Raw genomic sequence first — 15,540 nt, forward strand, 5'->3', positions numbered from 1 at the left:
GACGACGCCACCACTTCGATGCTCGGCAAGATCGCCGAGATCGAAAAACTGTTCGCTCAGGCTGCGGCCGGTGGCGGCGAGAAGAAGGTGGCCCGCCACCGCGAACGCGGCAAGCTGCTTGCCCGCGAACGCATCGAGTTGCTGGTGGATGAGGACAGTCCGTTCCTGGAACTGTCGCCCATCGCCGCGTACGGATCCGACTTCCCTGTGGGGGCCTCGATCGTCACCGGCATCGGTGTGATCGAAGGGGTCGAATGTGTACTCGTGGCCAACGACCCGACCGTGCGTGGCGGCACCTCCAACCCCTGGACACTTCGTAAGGGCCTGCGCGCCAATCAGATCGCTTTGGAGAACCGTCTTCCACTGATCAATCTCGTGGAATCCGGGGGAGCGGACCTGCCCACGCAGAAAGAGGTGTTCATCCCCGGAGGCGCGATGTTCCGGGACCTCACCAGGCTGTCTGCGGCCGGGATACCCACGCTGTCACTGGTTTTCGGTAACTCCACCGCCGGTGGTGCCTACCTGCCGGGCATGTCCGACCACACCGTGATGATCGAAGGCCAGTCCAAGGTGTTCCTCGGCGGACCGCCTCTGGTGAAGATGGCCACCGGTGAGGTCAGCGACGACGAGTCCCTCGGTGGTGCCCAGATGCACGCGCGTACGTCCGGACTCGCCGACTACTACGCCACCGACGAACGCGACGCCATCCGGATCGGTCGCCGGATCGTGGCCCGGCTCAACTGGCGTAAGCGCGGCCCCGGCCCGGTGGCGGCGAGTATCGAACCGCGCCATCCCGAATCGGATCTGCTCGGGATCGTGCCGGGAGACCTGAGGATCCCGTTCGATCCTCGCGACGTCATCACCCGCATCGTCGACGACAGCGTGTTCGACGAGTTCAAACCCGAGTACGGATCGTCGCTGTGCACGGGATGGGCGCGCATCCACGGCTATCCGATCGGGATCCTGGCGAACGCCCAGGGGGTGCTGTTCAGCGCCGAGGCTCAGAAGGCAACCCAGTTCATCCAACTCGCGAACCGCTCGGACACCCCATTGCTGTTCTTGCACAACACCACCGGATACATGGTGGGTCAAGAATACGAGCGGGGCGGCATCATCAAACACGGCTCGATGATGATCAATGCGGTATCGAACTCCACCGTCCCGCACATCTCGCTGCTGATCGGCGCGAGCTACGGAGCAGGCCACTACGGCATGTGTGGACGGGCGTACAACCCCCGCTTCCTGTTCAGCTGGCCCAGTGCGAAGTCGGCGGTGATGGGGGCAGCCCAACTGGCCGGAGTGATCTCGATGGTGTCGCGCGCCGCGACCGAGGCCAGGGGCGGAACGGTCGACGAAGAGGCCGACGCCGGGATGCGGGCGATGATCGAAGCCCAGATCGAGAAGGAGTCGATGCCGGCGTTCCTCTCGGGAATGCTGTACGACGACGGCATCATCGACCCTCGGGACAGCCGTACGGTTCTCGGGCTCTGCCTCTCGGCGATCGACAACGGGCCGGTGCAAGGCACCAGCAACTTCGGCGTCTTCCGGATGTGATGGGAAACATGCAAACAGTACTGGTGGCCAACCGCGGCGAGATCGCGCGCCGGGTCTTCGCCACATGCCGCCGTCTCGGATTCGGCACCGTCGCGGTGTACTCGGACCCCGACGCCACTGCTCCTCACGTCCGTGAGGCAGATGTGGCAGTCCGGTTGCCGGGCAACACCTCTGCCGATACCTACCTCAAGATCGATGCGGTGATCGCTGCCGCGCGTGCCGCTGGTGCCGATGCGGTGCACCCGGGCTACGGCTTCTTGTCCGAGAACGCCGCCTTCGCCCGAGCGGTGATCGAGGCCGGGCTCACCTGGATAGGTCCCGATCCATCGGCGATCGATGCCATGGGTTCGAAGGTGAACGCCAAGGCGATCATGGCCGACGCGGGTGTACCGGTGTTGAGCAACCTGGATCCGGATGCCATTGCCGCCGAGGATCTTCCGGTCCTGATCAAGGCATCGGCCGGCGGTGGTGGCCGGGGTATGCGCATCGTTCGCGACCTCGCCGACCTGGCCGCAGAGGTGGCAGCTGCAGCTCGTGAAGCGCAATCGGCGTTCGGTGACGCGACGGTGTTCTGCGAGCCGTACATCGAGCGCGGCCACCACATCGAGGTGCAGGTGCTGGGCGACGCAGCAGGAAACGTGTGGGCGGTGGGCGAGCGGGAGTGCTCGATACAGCGGCGCCATCAGAAGATCATCGAGGAGGCGCCCTCACCGCTCGTGGAGCGAATCGGCGCCGCCTTGCGCCGCGAACTCTTCGATGCCGCGGTGGCCGCTGCATCGGCCATCGGTTACACCGGAGCCGGGACCGTCGAGTTCCTCGCCGACGACAACGGACGGTTCTTCTTCTTGGAGATGAACACCCGGCTGCAGGTCGAACACCCCGTCACAGAAGAGACCAGTGGGCTCGACCTGGTCGCGTGGCAACTGCACATCGCCGAGGGCGCACATCTGCCACCCGAAGCTCCGAAGCCGCAGGGTCACTCGATCGAGGTTCGCCTGTATGCCGAGGATCCCGGCGCCGACTGGCAACCCCAGTCCGGCAGGGTCGATCACGTCCACATCGCGGGCGATGCGGCCTTCCGCCGGCTGGGTGCACCCGGTGTGCGAGTGGACTCGGGCATCGAGGACGGAAGCGAGATCTCGGTCTTCTACGACCCGATGCTCGCGAAGGTGATCAGCTGGGCACCGGACCGACGCACCGCGATCAGCATCCTGGCAGGGGCGCTCGAGTCAGCGGAACTCCACGGCCCACGCACCAACCGCGACATGCTGGTGACGATGCTGCGCCGCAACGAGTTCCGTGATGGCGACACCACCACCAAGTTCATCGACGAGATCGGTCTGGACGTCCTGTCGGCCCCTTTGGCCGGTGAGGAGCGACGACGCGAGGCCATCATCGCCGCCGCACTCGCCGACGCCGCCGACAACCGTAGCCGTGCGGGCGTGGATGGGGGACTGCCGTCGGGCTGGCGCAACCTGCCGTCGGCCACCCAGACGAAGAACTACACGTTCGGTGAGAACACCGACGAGACGACGGTGCGATACCGGGTGACACGTGACGGTGTGGTGCTGCCGGATGACCCAGCGGTGACTGTGAAGACGATGCACGGCAACGCAGTGACCCTCACCGTCGCCGTCGTGGACCGCACCTTCCGGGTACGTCGACGCGACGACGCGCGCTGGGTCGATTTCTCAGGTGGGTCGGTGACGCTCCGCAGGGCACCGCGATTCGTCGATCCCGCCGAGATGAGTGCCCCCGGATCGCTGCTCGCCCCGATGCCGGGATCGATCATCAGGATCGCCGTCGTGGAAGGTCAGACCGTCACGAAGGGCGAGCCGCTGCTGTGGCTCGAGGCGATGAAGATGGAGCACACCATCTCGGCCTCCGCAGACGGAATCGTGGAGAAGCTGCCCATCGGGGCAGGGCAACAGGTGGCCGTGGGCGAAGTGCTCGCCGTCATCTCAGAACATCGGCCGAACGAGATCGAGGGAGAGTCAGCATGAGCTTCGTGGAAACAGATGAGCAGAAGGCGTTACGCAGTTCTGTGGCCGGTCTCGGCGGCCGTTTCGGCCACGAGTACTTCCTCGATTGCGCCCGCAGTGGCCGCAAGACGGACGAATTATGGTCTGAGGCAGGAAAGCTGGGCTTCATCGGTGTCAACCTGCCCGAGGAGTACGGCGGCGGTGGCGCGGGAATGTACGAGCTGTCGATCGTGATGGAAGAACTGGCGGCCATCGGTAGCGGACTGCTGATGATGGTGGTCTCCCCGGCGATCTGCGGAAACGTCATCGCGCGCTTCGGCACCGAAGACCAGAAGAAGCAGTGGCTGCCCGGACTCGCCGACGGGTCGATCACCATGGCTTTCGGTATCACCGAGCCCGATGCGGGGTCCAACTCGCACAACATCACCACCACTGCGCGGCGCGACGGTGGCGACTGGCTGCTCTCGGGTCGCAAGATCTACGTGTCCGGCGTGGACCAGGCCCAGGCCGTGCTGATCGTGGCCCGCACCGAGGACGCAAAGACCGGCCGGCTCAAGCCCGCGCTGTTCATCCTGCCCACCGACGCACCGGGTTTCGAGTTCAATCAGATCGAGATGGACCTGATCAATCCCGAGAAGCAGTTCCTGCTGTTCCTCGACGACGTGCGCCTGCCGTCGACCGCGCTGGTCGGTTCCGAGGATGCGGCGCTGAGCCAACTGTTCGCCGGTCTCAACCCCGAGCGCATCATGGCAGCGGCGTCAGCTGTCGGGATGGGACGCTTCGCTCTCGGCCGAGCGGTGGAATACGTCAACGAGCGGACCGTGTGGAAGACGCCCATCGGCGCACACCAGGCCATCGCACATCCACTGGCGGTCGGCAAGATCGAGATGGAGCTGGCCAAACTGATGATGCAGAAGGCCGCAACGCTGTACGACGCCGGTGACGACTGGGGTGCGGCCGAACCGGCGAACATGGCCAAGTATGCGGCGGCCGAGGCATGCGTCAAGATCGTCGACTCCGCCGTACAGTCGCTCGGCGGCAACGGTCTGTCCACCGAGTACGGACTCGCGCCGCTGCTCAACCTATGCCGGATCGCCCGCGTGGCGCCCGTCAGTCGCGAGATGATCCTGAACTTCGTGGCGCAGAACAGTCTCGGCCTACCCAAGTCGTACTGAGAGCGGAACCCGAGAACCGATATGGACAACATCGTCGGATACGCCGCCGAGGCGGGAATCGCGACCATCACACTGGATTCGCCAGGAAACCGCAACGCGATCTCAGGCGCGCTGGTCGAGCAGCTGACCGCACGACTGGACGCTGCCCGCGACGATAAGGCGGTGCGAGCGGTGGTGTTGACCCACACCGGCGGGACATTCTGTGCAGGAGCCGATCTCAGTGAGGCGGGCCGAACCGGGCCAGAGGTGATGATCGATCTCATGCGGTCGATCATCGAGTTGCCCAAGCCGGTGATCGGTCGGATCGATGGCCACGTACGAGCAGGCGGGTTCGGGTTCGTCGGGGCCTGCGATCTGGTGGCGGCGGGCCCTGCGAGCACCTTCGCGCTGACCGAAGCGAGAATCGGCGTTGCGCCATCGATGATCTCGCTCACGGTGCTCCCCAGACTCACGTCGCGGGCGGCCGGCCGATACTTCCTCACCGGTGAGAAGTTCGACGCTCAGGTGGCCGAGGAGATCGGGCTGATCACCACCGCGGCGGCGGACTCCGAAGCGCTGGCCGGCATCGTGGCGAACTGGTGCGTCGATCTGCGCAAGGGTTCCCCGCAGGGTCTCGCCGCGAGTAAGCGGCTGACCACAACGGCGATTCTGCGTGAATTCGACCGCGACGCAGCACGATTGGCGAGCGAATCGGCAGCCCTGTTCGGTTCGGATGAGGCCAGGGCGGGAATGCTCGCATTCCTGAACAAGCAACCGCCTCCGTGGGTGGCCGAGCACCCATGACGCGCGGCCCGGTACGAACTCCCCAGCAGGACCGCAGTCGGGCGACGCGGCAACGCCTGCTCGACGCGACCATCGACGTGCTTGCCGTCGATGGCTGGGCGGCGTGCAGCGTGGGTGTGGTTGCCGGCCGCGCGGGCGTGTCCCGCGGTGCGGCGCAACACCATTTCCCGACCCGCGAGGACCTCATCACCGCCGCTCTCGAGCATGTCTTCGAGAACCTGACGATGCGTGCCACCGACGAGGCCGAGCGACTCCCACCTGGAGCCGGACGGATCGAGGTCGCCGTCGCCACGGCCGTCGAGTTCTACACCGGTCAAGAGTTCAAGGCGGCGTTACAGGTGTGGTGCGCAGCAGCATCCGACGAATCGCTGCGCCGGTTGATCCTGCCGCTCGAGGGTCGGTTCGGAGCCGCGGCCCATTCGATGACGGTGCACATGCTGGGGGTCGACGATTCGGACCCCAAGGTCCATCGGCTGGTGCAGGCGACCCTGGACTTTGCGCGTGGGCTCGGATTGGCCGATACGTTGTCCGACGACTCCGCGCGCCGCAGGCAGGTCGTCGGGGCGTGGGCGGAGCAACTGCAGGCGTCTCTGCGCTGATGTGTGCAACCAGAAGGTTGCATATCCCTGCCGAGATGTGCAATCCTTGGGTTGCACATCAATCAGACACGGAGGACACCATGATTGAAGACTTCGACCGCATCGAGCGGCAGATCGACATCGACGCACCGGCGGATCGGGTGTGGTCGCTGATCAGTGAGCCCGGTTGGTACATCAACGATTCCGAGATCACCCCCCACGGGATCGAGCGGTCCGGCGATGTCGACATCGTGCATGATCCGGTGCACGGTGCTTTTGCCCTTCGCACCGTCACGCTGGACCCGCCGAGGTACGCCGCCTTCCGCTGGATCGCCGATGTGGACGACACCGCGGGCGCCTCGACGTTGGTCGAGTTCTGGATCGACGAGATGTCCTCGGGGTCAGTGGTTCTCAGGGTTGCCGAGAGCGGGTTCGCGTCTCTGCCCGGGGACGCCACCGAACGGCGCAAGAAGTTCGACGACAACACCGAGGGATGGACCCAGGAACTGGGCATCGCCAAGCGGCATCTCGAACTTGCTCAGGTCGATGTCCGGAGCTGACACCGAACTGCCGGCAGTCTTCGCCGCGCTCGCCGACGACACCCGTTGGGGGCTGCTCGTCAGGCTGGGCAGGTCCCCGGCATCCGCGTCGGCGCTCGCGGCGGAGTTCCCGGTCTCGCGACAGGCCATTGCCAAGCACCTGGCGATTTTGGAGGAGACGGGTCTGGTCTCGTCGTCGAAGTCCGGCCGCGAGGTGAGGTTCACCGCGGTGGGCGCCCGGCTCAGCCGGATCGGCCGCGAACTCGATGGCATCGCGGCCGGCTGGGATCGTCGTCTTGCCGACATCAAGACGCGTGCCGAGGCCGATCCGAACACCTAGGTCCAACTTCTTCCGCTGCCGGTAGGCCACCTGATATGAATCGGTGATGACTGACACGAGCGGGGACGCAGCAGGCCGGCAGCGGGTGACCTGTGAGGTCGCCGATGGGGTCGCGCAGGTGCGGCTCAATCGGCCGGACAAGATGAACGCCCTCGATCCGGCGATGTTCGAGGCGCTCGTCGACGTCGGGTCAGCGCTCATCGACCGCACCGACGTCTCCGCCGTGGTGATCGCCGGTGAAGGCCGGGCGTTCTGTGCCGGTCTCGACATGGGACAGTTCGAACTGATGCAAGGTGGGGCTGCCGACGTCGTGGCCGACCGCGAACGTCTGGGCGTGGCAACAGCTCTGGGCCAACAAGCCGTGCACGTGTGGTCGCTGGTGCCCGTACCCGTCATCGCCGCCCTCCACGGCGTCGCGTTCGGTGGGGGATTGCAGGTGGCGCTCGGCGCGGACATCCGGATCGCCGCGCCCGACACCACACTGTCGGTGATGGAGATCGCCTGGGGACTGATCCCGGACATGACCGGCACGCAGATACTGCCCGAGCTCGTCGGCCGCGACGTCGCCAAGGAGCTGGTGTTCACCGGTCGCAGATTCAGTGGAAGCGACGCAGCCGCAATGGGTCTGGTGACCCGCACCGACGACGAACCGCTGTCGGCGGCCACGGCGCTGGCCACCGAGATCGCAGGCAACTCCCGGGGCGCACTGGTCGAGGCCAAGGCTCTGCTCGAACTGGCCGGGCGAGTGGACCTCGCCGCGGGATTCGACGCCGAGCAGGTCGCCATCCGGAAGCTGATCGGCTCACCCGAGCAGATCGAGGTCGTCCGTAGGCGCACCGAGGACATGGCACGCCGCCGGCGCTGACGCACAACGCCGAAGGCCCGCACCCTGGCGCGATGGGTACGGGCCTTCGTCGGTACTCGTTACGCCGCGTGGTGGATGACCCCGCGGATGTTCTTGCCGTCGCGAAGATCCTGGTAGCCCTGATTGACCTGTTCGAGTGAGTAGGTCTGAGTGATCAGCTCATCCAGTTTCAACTGGCCGGCGTCGTACAGCCGCAGGAGTTTGACGATGTCGTACTGCGGATTCATCGATCCGAAGAGCGACCCCTTGATCGTCTTCTGGTTCAGGGTCAGATCGGTGCCCGACACCTGCACCGTCAACTTCGTCGGGTCCGCGAGGCCGGTGATCACCACTGTGCCGCCCTTGCCGATCACTGCAGTCGCGGCCGACACCACGTCCTGGTCGACGGTGCCGACCAGGATCAGGGCCGCGTCGGCGCCTTGGCCCCAGGTGAGTTCATTGACCTTCTCAGCGGCGCTGGCCGCATCGGCGAATGCGTGTGTGGCGCCGAACTTCAGCGCGGTCTCGCGCTTGAGCGGTACGGGGTCGACCACCACCACGTACTTGCAGCCGGCACCCACCGCACCCTGTACGGCGTTGATGCCCAGCCCGCCGATGCCGTAGATCACCGCCGTGTCGCCGTTGCGGAGGTTGCCGGCATTGACCGCCGTTCCCCAGCCGGACGGCACACCGCAGCCGACCAGGACGGCGGTCTCCAGCGGAAGCCAATCGTCGACCTTCACAACCGAGTGCTGTGAGATGGTGGCGCGTTCGGCGAACGTACCGAGCATGCACATGGCGCCGAAATCTTTTCCGTCCCCGTGGAATCGGAAGGAACCGTCGGGCATAGAGCCCTCCAGGATGGTGGCGCCCATGTCGCAGAGGTTCTGCCGACCGGTCGAGCAGTAGCGACAGGTACCGCAGTTGGGGATGAAGCTGCACACCACGTGGTCGCCGGGCTTCACCTTGGTGACGCCGGGTCCCACCTCCTCGATGATGCCTGACCCTTCGTGTCCGCCGACGATCGGATAGCGGGGCGGTAGGTCGCCGTCGGTGAGGTGCAGGTCGGAATGACAGAGTCCGGCGGCGGTGTACTTGATGAGCACCTCGCCGGGGCCCGGCCCGTCGAGTTCGAGTTCCATGATCTCGAACGGTTTGCCGGCCTCGAGTAGCACTGCGGCTTTGGTTTTCATGATGGTCCTTTCGATGGTGGGAAGGGGGATAACAGAGAAGTGTTGTCAGAGAGCGATGTTCACTGATTTGGTTTCGGTGTAGAGATCGATCGCCGAGTTGCCGAGTTCGCGGCCCCAGCCGGACTGTTTGTAGCCACCGAACGGCATCGCGGTGTCGAATCCGTTGTACTGGTTGACCCAGACCGAACCGGCCTTGATGCGCCTGGCTGTCTTGTGTGCCTTGGACAGGTCTCGGGTCCAGATGCCGGCGGCGAGTCCGTAGATCGAGTTGTTCGCGGCAGCCACCACGTCATCTCCGTCGAAGGGCATCGCGGCCACCACGGGGCCGAAGATCTCTTCCTCGACGATCGAGAAACTCGGCTCGACGTCCACGAACACGGTGGGTTCGATGAAGTATCCTTCGGTGCCCCAGCGTTTTCCGCCGGTCAGCGCCCGTGCTCCGTCGGCAAGGCCCTGAGCGAGATAGCCACTGACCTTGTCGAACTGCTCCTGCGAGATGAGCGGGCCGAGTTCGGTGGTGGGATCGAGGCCAGGCCCGATCTTGGCCTTCGATGCAGCCTCTGCCACGGCAGCGGTGAAGTCGTCGAAGATCGGGCGCTCGACGAAGAGTCGCGTGCCCGCGACGCAGCATTGGCCGTGGTTGAACATCCATGCGGCGACCGAACCGGCCACGGCCTGCTCGAAGTCGGCGTCGGCGAACACGATGTTCGGGCTCTTGCCACCCAATTCGAGGGAGACCTTCTTGAGATTGCCCTGGGCGGCCGCGACGATTTTCTTGCCGACCTCGGTGGACCCGGTGAACGCGATCTTGTCCACGTCCGGATGTGCCGTCAGGGCGGCGCCGGCATCACCGAAGCCGGTGACGATGTTGACGACCCCGGGAGGAAATCCTGCCTCCTCGAAGATCTCGCCCAAAAGCAATGCAGTCAAGGGGGTTTGCTCGGCAGGTTTGAGCACCACGGTGTTGCCGGCCGCCAGTGCGGGGGCCAACTTGAACGACGCCATCAGGAGTGGGAAGTTCCAGGGAACGATGAGGCCGCATACCCCGACGGGGTCGCGCAGGGTGTAGGCGTGGAACTCGCCGCCCGGGACAAAGGGCATCGACACGTTGACCGTGGATCCGAAGATCTTGGTGCACAGCCCCGCGTTGTATCGGAAGATGTCGGCCGACCACGCCGTGTCGACGGCCGCGGCGATACCCGCTGACTTGCCGTTGTCCAGGGCTTCGAGCTGGCCGAACTCCTCCGCGCGTTCGGTGAGCAGATCCCCGACCCGCCAGAGCAGACGTTCACGCTCGTTCGGCTTCATCCGGGCCCATGGCCCGTCGTCGAATGCTCGCCGGGCGGCCCGGACCGCTCGGTCGACGTCGGTGGCGTCGCCGTGGGCGACGTCGGTGATCGGAGCTGTGGTGGCCGGGTCGAAGGTGGTGAAAGTCTTGCCCGATGCGGCACCGGTCCACTCGCCCCCGATCAGCATCGAACGGTCGGTGGAAATGAAATCCCTTACCTGCGACGTCAATTGGGGCTCGGCGATGGCGGTCATACATTCTCCTAGCGTCAGCATGCACAGTCGTTTATGTGACTGCGGTCATAGTGCCAACGAAAGGTGGTGCCCAACTGTCCGGAATCTGTACACCCGGCCGGACGCTGCGAAAGGACTCGAGCGTCTACTCGTCCTTTCGATCGAACGAGCCTCAGTGATCGATGTCGAGTGCGCGAAGTCGGGTGTACAGCGTGCTGCGGCTGATGCCGAGCATCTTGGCCGCGTGGACCTTGTTGCCCTCGCTGGCCTGCATGGCCTCGACGATCGCCTGACGTTCGGCCCGGTCGCGTCCGGACAGCCGGTGCGCGCGCGTGGTGGTCTGATGGTGCGCGGGCAGGTCGGCAACCGTGATCACCCGGTCCGCGCGGCGGGCGGCGTTGTCGGCCGCGGTTCGCAGAACCATCGTGAGTTCGGTCAGGTTGCCCGGCCAGTCGGACGAGAGCAGGGCCTCACCGGCTGCCGCACCGAGCACGGCACGAGGGGCGATGCGCGACAACACGTTCCCCGCCAGGGCCGGTAGGTCGATCGTGCGATGGCGCAGCGGCGCCAGATCTATCCGGCGCGGACACAGAGCGATGAGGGCGGCGACCGGACCAGGTGACTCGGGCAGCGGGGGAGCGGTCAGCACAACGGGTGGGGTTCCCTCGAGAACTGCCGTCCTGAGCGCGGACAGGCTCAGCGGATCGAGCAGATGCACGTTCTCGATGAGCAGGGTGGTCTCGTCGGTGCCGGTGAGTTGGCCGATCAATCCGCCACCGCCCGATCCGGTCACCAGGGCCGCGGCGTCCACGGCGCGTACCGGTCGATCGCCGAGCAGTTCGGCCGCGGTGCTGGTCCGTCCACTACCCGGTTCGCCGGTGATGGCGGTGTTCTCCCACACGCTGCGAAGTCGGTCTGTCCGCATGCCCACGCCGGTGTGCGAGCGCGGTTTACGGGCAATCGGCACGTGGGGCAGATCCAGAGGTCGTACCCGGAAGAGCGCGCCTCCGGCACTGCCTGACACCCGCCGACCGACGACCTCCACGATGTTGCCCGACACCAGTGCGAGTTGCGTTCGGCGCTCGTCTGCACCCAGATCGGCGGCCAGTGCGCGGAGGGTTCCGAAATCCGCGGAGGCGAGGATGTCGGCGGCAAGGGCATTGGTCAGCAACAGATCGTCACCGACCGCGACGACGGCGACATCGCGACGGGGCGCGACACGCTGAAACGCCTCCACCACCGCCGTCTGCCGCGCCCTCGACCCCTCGAGTAGCCGCTGCTCGATATCGTCTGCGATCCGGTCGACAAACGGCGCGAACAGCGGATTGACGGTCGGTTCGAGGTTGCTCATGCAGACGATCCCCTCCAGCCGACGAGAGACGGGATGGAGGATGGGCCGCCCATAACAACTGATGGTGCGGAACTGTTCGAGGAAGTGTTCGGCGGCATTGATGACGATGCCGTCCCGGATCTCGAGCGGGGTACCGAGCGCGGTGGTCCCCATCGTGTCCTCGCTGAACTCGGCGCCGCACACCGCGCCCACCGATTCCAGTGCCTGCTCGACCTGGACCCCGCCGAACGTGCGGGACACGAGCCGGGCATCGGAATCCACCAGCAGCAGGGCCGTGTTGGACTCGGCCAATTGATGTGCCACGGCGTCGATGACCGGGCCGGCGGCCCGCAACAACGGATGCTCGGTCGATGAGATGTCCACAGGCCGCACGTCCGGCGAATCACCTGGCTTCAGCCCACCCAGCAGCGATCGCTGCCACGACTGGGCGATGTCGGGGCGATTCGGCTTGGTGTGCGATCGGCTGTTCATCTGCACCCGCGACGCTACCCCCGCGGTAGGCGGGAGCACTGCGGAACCGGGCGCCCCGAGGGTGGATGTCCCTGGGGCATCGAGCGCCGGTGGCGTAGGACTACGCCGCCGAACCCCAGGTCGAATCGGAGGAACCAGACGATCCTGATCCACAGTTGTCGGCCAGCTGACCCACTACGACGGTGTCGGCCAACTTCTGGTAGCCGGCGGCGCTGAGGTGGAGGTGATCGCCGTCGTCGATCGGGGGCCGGCACAGGCGAATAGACTCGCCGGAACCGGGAACTGGTCTGCAGCACCGGACTGAGATGGAGTCGTGGGAACCGCTGTGACGGATGTATTCGCCCGCTTGCCCGGCGTCGCGACCGCGCGGCAGTATCGCCGGGAGTGGCTGCGTCCCGACTTCACCGCGGGCCTGGTGTTGACCGCGCTGCTGATCCCGGCCGGGATGGGTTACGCAGAGGCTGCAGGGTTGCCCGCGTACGCCGGCCTGTACGCCACCATCGTCCCGCTCCTGGCGTATGCGGTGGTGGGCCCGTCGAAAATTCTTGTCCTCGGACCGGATTCGTCGCTCGCGCCCCTGATCGCCGCGGCGGTGGCGCCGCTTGCGGTGACCGGAGACCCGGAGACCGCGCTCGCCCTCGCAGGGATCCTCGCTGTCCTCGTCGGTCTCATCTTGCTCGTCGCCGGGTTCCTTCGGCTGGGGTTCGTCACCGACCTGCTGTCGAAACCGATCCGGCTCGGATATCTGAACGCGATCGCGCTCATCGTGGTCGTCGGCCAGTTGCCGAAACTGCTGGGCTTCTCCGTCGATGCCGACAACCTGATCGAGCAGGGTTGGGAGACCGCGCACGCCGCACTCAGCGGCGGCATCGACCTCGTCACCGCCACAATCGGTTTCGGCTCACTGGCGATCATCGTCGCCTTCCGGCTCTGGTTGCCCCGCGTTCCAGGGGTTCTCGTGGCCGTTGTGGCAGCGATCATCGTCTCCGCTGCCCTGGGTCTCACCGATGACGTCGGGATGGTCGGCGCGTTGCCCGACGGCATGCCGTTGCCGTCGTTCGGGGGAGTCGACTGGTCGGACGTGGTCGAACTCGTCGGGCCCGCGGCAGGCATCGCGTTGATCGCTTTCGCTGACACCGGTGTCCTGTCCCGCACGTTCGCGGCCCGCCACGGCGAAGAGGTGAACGGGAGCACGGAGATGAAGGCAATCGGCGTGGCCAACATCGCCGGCGGCCTCTTCAGCGGCTTCCCGATCTCGGCGAGTGGATCACGCACCCCCGTGGCCGAGCAGTCCGGGGCCAAGACCCAACTCGCGGGAGTCGTCGGGGCCCTCGCCGTCCTGGTCTTCGTGCTCGCGGCTCCGGGCGTCACCGCATACCTGCCCGACGCCACACTCGCCGCCGTGGTGATCGTGGCCGCCACCGCTCTGGTCGACGTGAGCGGCATGGTCCGGATGTTCCGGATGAGCAGGATCGAGTTCGCTCTCGCGGTCGCGGCCTTCGTTGGCGTCGCCCTGGTCGGGGTGCTCGAGGGGGTCCTGGTTGCGATCGGCCTGTCCTTTGTCGCCGTGGTCGCGCGGGCCTGGCAGCCCTACCGCACCGAGCTCGTCCAGGTCGCCGACCGCCCTGGCTTCCACGACATCGCGCGCCACCCGGCCGGTCGCCGCATCCCGGGTCTTGTCCTCGTCCGCTTTGATGCACCGCTGTTCTTCGCGAACGGCGGCATCTTCGACGACTACGTCCGGTCGGTGGTCGCGGCGGCCCACGAGCGGGTTGACTGGGTGATCGTGGCGGCCGAACCGGTGACCGGCATCGACACCACCGCGGTCGACGAACTGATCGATCTCGACACCTATCTGGCGAACAAGGGCATCCGTCTGGTCTTCGCGGAGATGAAGGGGCCCATGAAAGACAGGCTCATCCGATTCGGCGTGGGAGACAGATTCGGCCCCGACCGTTTCCATCCCACGATCGAGTCGGCGGTGGACGCGTTCAGGGGCCGCGAGGGCCGTTGAGTGGCTGCGCGCGAACAGGCGACAACCTGCGGGATCGCTCCGGTCGGCGGCGGTGCTGGACGATTTTGACCTGCGGTCGCACGGTCGGTAGAGTTGACCGCTGGTGCCCGGCCTCCGCCATATTCTAGATCGGCCGGGTCCATCTGCGTGCCTTCAACTGCCGCGTCGGGCAATTTCGACACGCCCGACCAAGGGGTAGGGAAGGCCACACCTGACCAGGGCGTTTGCCTCGGTGGGGCGTACTGCGGAAGAACCGATCACATCGGACTTGCCCGGAGCAGAAACCGCAGCAGAGACGAAGAACGCCAAACAAAGGAAGAACTCTCAGTGCCAACTATCAACCAGCTGGTCCGTAAGGGCCGCCATGACAAGCCTGCCAAGCAGAAGACGGCAGCGCTGAAGGGCAGCCCGCAGCGACGCGGCGTGTGCACTCGCGTCTACACAACCACCCCGAAGAAGCCGAACTCGGCGCTCCGGAAGGTGGCACGTGTTCGTCTCACCAGCTCGGTCGAGGTGACCGCATACATCCCCGGTGAAGGCCACAACCTGCAGGAGCACTCGATGGTGCTCGTCCGCGGTGGTCGTGTGAAGGACCTCCCGGGTGTGCGTTACAAGGTCATCCGCGGCTCGCTCGACACCCAGGGTGTCAAGGCTCGCAAGCAGGGTCGCAGCAAGTACGGCGCGAAGAAGGAGAAGGGCTGATGCCACGTAAAGGACCCGCACCCAAGCGCCCCCTGATCAACGACCCGGTCTACGGCAGCCCTGTCGTGACCCAGTTGGTCAACAAGATCCTGCTGGACGGCAAGAAGTCGACCGCCGAGCGGATCGTCTACCAGGCCCTCGAACAGGCTCGTGAGAAGACCGGCACCGATCCGGTCGTCACCCTCAAGCGCGCGCTGGACAACGTTCGTCCGGCCCTCGAGGTCAAGAGCCGTCGCGTCGGTGGCGCCACCTACCAGGTGCCCATCGAGGTCAAGCCGGGCCGTGCCAACACCCTCGCGCTGCGTTGGTTGGTGACCTTCAGTCGCCAGCGTCGCGAGAAGACGATGGTCGAGCGTCTCGCCAACGAGCTGCTCGACGCCAGCAACGGTCTCGGCGCGGCAGTCAAGCGTCGCGAGGACACCCACAAGATGGCCGAGGCCAACCGGGCGTTCGCGCACTACCGCTGGTGACAACGGGCCGCCGGCCCTCCAGG

14 protein-coding genes are annotated in these 15,540 nt (G+C 65.9%); 11 read left to right on the plus strand and 3 right to left on the minus strand.

Going from position 1 to position 15,540, the window contains the following annotated elements; genetic code table 11:
• Positions 1–18 precede the first annotated feature (18 nt).
• The 8 genes from ACVWY6_RS02945 to ACVWY6_RS02980 all read left to right on the plus strand — a co-directional run bounded on the left by ACVWY6_RS02945 (position 19) and on the right by ACVWY6_RS02980 (position 7,816).
• Positions 19–1,554: an acyl-CoA carboxylase subunit beta gene (locus ACVWY6_RS02945; RefSeq protein ID WP_457536860.1), complete on the plus strand. Its 1,536-nt coding sequence runs from the start codon at positions 19–21 to the stop codon at positions 1,552–1,554.
• Between the two features lie 8 nt (positions 1,555–1,562).
• Positions 1,563–3,557: an acetyl/propionyl/methylcrotonyl-CoA carboxylase subunit alpha gene (locus ACVWY6_RS02950; protein WP_457536086.1), complete on the plus strand. Its 1,995-nt coding sequence runs from the start codon at positions 1,563–1,565 to the stop codon at positions 3,555–3,557.
• On the plus strand, positions 3,554–4,711 hold the full coding sequence (locus tag ACVWY6_RS02955) for an acyl-CoA dehydrogenase family protein (RefSeq protein ID WP_023956165.1): 1,158 nt from the start codon (positions 3,554–3,556) through the stop codon (positions 4,709–4,711). The genes ACVWY6_RS02950 and ACVWY6_RS02955 overlap by 4 nt, the downstream gene beginning before the upstream one ends.
• Before the next feature lie 21 nt (positions 4,712–4,732).
• The gene (locus ACVWY6_RS02960; protein WP_457536088.1) at positions 4,733–5,494 is read left to right on the plus strand and encodes an enoyl-CoA hydratase family protein; all 762 of its coding nucleotides are present in this window, start codon (positions 4,733–4,735) and stop codon (positions 5,492–5,494) included.
• Positions 5,491–6,093 carry a TetR/AcrR family transcriptional regulator gene (locus tag ACVWY6_RS02965; RefSeq protein ID WP_023956161.1) on the plus strand — a complete coding sequence of 201 codons (603 nt, stop codon included), beginning with the start codon at positions 5,491–5,493 and terminating at the stop codon, positions 6,091–6,093. Before ACVWY6_RS02960 ends, ACVWY6_RS02965 begins: the two co-directional genes overlap by 4 nt.
• A gap of 80 nt (positions 6,094–6,173) precedes the next feature.
• Positions 6,174–6,632 (plus strand): ATPase, encoded by a 459-nt coding sequence (locus tag ACVWY6_RS02970; protein WP_457536089.1) that lies wholly within the window; start codon positions 6,174–6,176, stop codon positions 6,630–6,632.
• The gene (locus ACVWY6_RS02975) at positions 6,619–6,951 is read left to right on the plus strand and encodes an ArsR/SmtB family transcription factor (protein ID WP_116917487.1); all 333 of its coding nucleotides are present in this window, start codon (positions 6,619–6,621) and stop codon (positions 6,949–6,951) included. The genes ACVWY6_RS02970 and ACVWY6_RS02975 overlap by 14 nt, the downstream gene beginning before the upstream one ends.
• A 46-nt stretch (positions 6,952–6,997) precedes the next feature.
• Positions 6,998–7,816, plus strand: coding sequence for a crotonase/enoyl-CoA hydratase family protein (locus ACVWY6_RS02980; RefSeq protein WP_457536091.1), 819 nt, complete (start codon positions 6,998–7,000; stop codon positions 7,814–7,816).
• A gap of 59 nt (positions 7,817–7,875) precedes the next feature.
• Here the strand turns inward: ACVWY6_RS02980 and ACVWY6_RS02985 are convergent, their stop codons facing one another.
• The 3 genes from ACVWY6_RS02985 to ACVWY6_RS02995 all read right to left on the minus strand — a co-directional run bounded on the left by ACVWY6_RS02985 (position 7,876) and on the right by ACVWY6_RS02995 (position 12,331).
• Positions 7,876–8,988, minus strand: a complete 1,113-nt coding sequence (locus ACVWY6_RS02985) for an NDMA-dependent alcohol dehydrogenase (protein ID WP_062798952.1) — start codon at positions 8,986–8,988, stop codon at positions 7,876–7,878.
• Positions 8,989–9,033: 45 nt separating this feature from the next.
• The gene (locus tag ACVWY6_RS02990) at positions 9,034–10,530 is read right to left on the minus strand and encodes an aldehyde dehydrogenase family protein (RefSeq protein WP_317711858.1); all 1,497 of its coding nucleotides are present in this window, start codon (positions 10,528–10,530) and stop codon (positions 9,034–9,036) included.
• Positions 10,531–10,681: 151 nt separating this feature from the next.
• On the minus strand, positions 10,682–12,331 hold the full coding sequence (locus ACVWY6_RS02995; protein WP_457536093.1) for a sigma-54-dependent Fis family transcriptional regulator: 1,650 nt from the start codon (positions 12,329–12,331) through the stop codon (positions 10,682–10,684).
• 325 nt (positions 12,332–12,656) lie between these two features.
• Here ACVWY6_RS02995 and ACVWY6_RS03000 point away from each other — a divergent pair, with 325 nt between their 5' ends.
• The 3 genes from ACVWY6_RS03000 (at position 12,657) to rpsG (ending at position 15,517) form a co-directional block, all read left to right on the plus strand.
• Positions 12,657–14,345: a SulP family inorganic anion transporter gene (locus tag ACVWY6_RS03000; protein ID WP_457536095.1), complete on the plus strand. Its 1,689-nt coding sequence runs from the start codon at positions 12,657–12,659 to the stop codon at positions 14,343–14,345.
• Between the two features lie 327 nt (positions 14,346–14,672).
• The gene (gene rpsL, locus ACVWY6_RS03005) at positions 14,673–15,047 is read left to right on the plus strand and encodes a 30S ribosomal protein S12 (RefSeq protein ID WP_023956148.1); all 375 of its coding nucleotides are present in this window, start codon (positions 14,673–14,675) and stop codon (positions 15,045–15,047) included.
• Positions 15,047–15,517 (plus strand): 30S ribosomal protein S7, encoded by a 471-nt coding sequence (gene rpsG / locus ACVWY6_RS03010; RefSeq protein WP_023956146.1) that lies wholly within the window; start codon positions 15,047–15,049, stop codon positions 15,515–15,517. Before rpsL ends, rpsG begins: the two co-directional genes overlap by 1 nt.
• The last annotated feature ends 23 nt before the right edge of the window (positions 15,518–15,540 follow it).

Source organism: Williamsia sp. R60 (assembly GCF_054063855.1).

Coding starts and splice junctions, on each gene's coding strand:
- ACVWY6_RS02945 (WP_457536860.1), top strand. CDS start 19: ATGCTCGGCAAGATCGCCGAGATCGAAAAACTGTTCGCTCAGGCTGCG.
- ACVWY6_RS02950 (WP_457536086.1), top strand. CDS start 1,563: ATGCAAACAGTACTGGTGGCCAACCGCGGCGAGATCGCGCGCCGGGTC.
- ACVWY6_RS02955 (WP_023956165.1), top strand. CDS start 3,554: ATGAGCTTCGTGGAAACAGATGAGCAGAAGGCGTTACGCAGTTCTGTG.
- ACVWY6_RS02960 (WP_457536088.1), top strand. CDS start 4,733: ATGGACAACATCGTCGGATACGCCGCCGAGGCGGGAATCGCGACCATC.
- ACVWY6_RS02965 (WP_023956161.1), top strand. CDS start 5,491: ATGACGCGCGGCCCGGTACGAACTCCCCAGCAGGACCGCAGTCGGGCG.
- ACVWY6_RS02970 (WP_457536089.1), top strand. CDS start 6,174: ATGATTGAAGACTTCGACCGCATCGAGCGGCAGATCGACATCGACGCA.
- ACVWY6_RS02975 (WP_116917487.1), top strand. CDS start 6,619: ATGTCCGGAGCTGACACCGAACTGCCGGCAGTCTTCGCCGCGCTCGCC.
- ACVWY6_RS02980 (WP_457536091.1), top strand. CDS start 6,998: ATGACTGACACGAGCGGGGACGCAGCAGGCCGGCAGCGGGTGACCTGT.
- ACVWY6_RS02985 (WP_062798952.1), bottom strand. CDS start 8,988: ATGAAAACCAAAGCCGCAGTGCTACTCGAGGCCGGCAAACCGTTCGAG.
- ACVWY6_RS02990 (WP_317711858.1), bottom strand. CDS start 10,530: ATGACCGCCATCGCCGAGCCCCAATTGACGTCGCAGGTAAGGGATTTC.
- ACVWY6_RS02995 (WP_457536093.1), bottom strand. CDS start 12,331: ATGAACAGCCGATCGCACACCAAGCCGAATCGCCCCGACATCGCCCAG.
- rpsG (WP_023956146.1), top strand. CDS start 15,047: ATGCCACGTAAAGGACCCGCACCCAAGCGCCCCCTGATCAACGACCCG.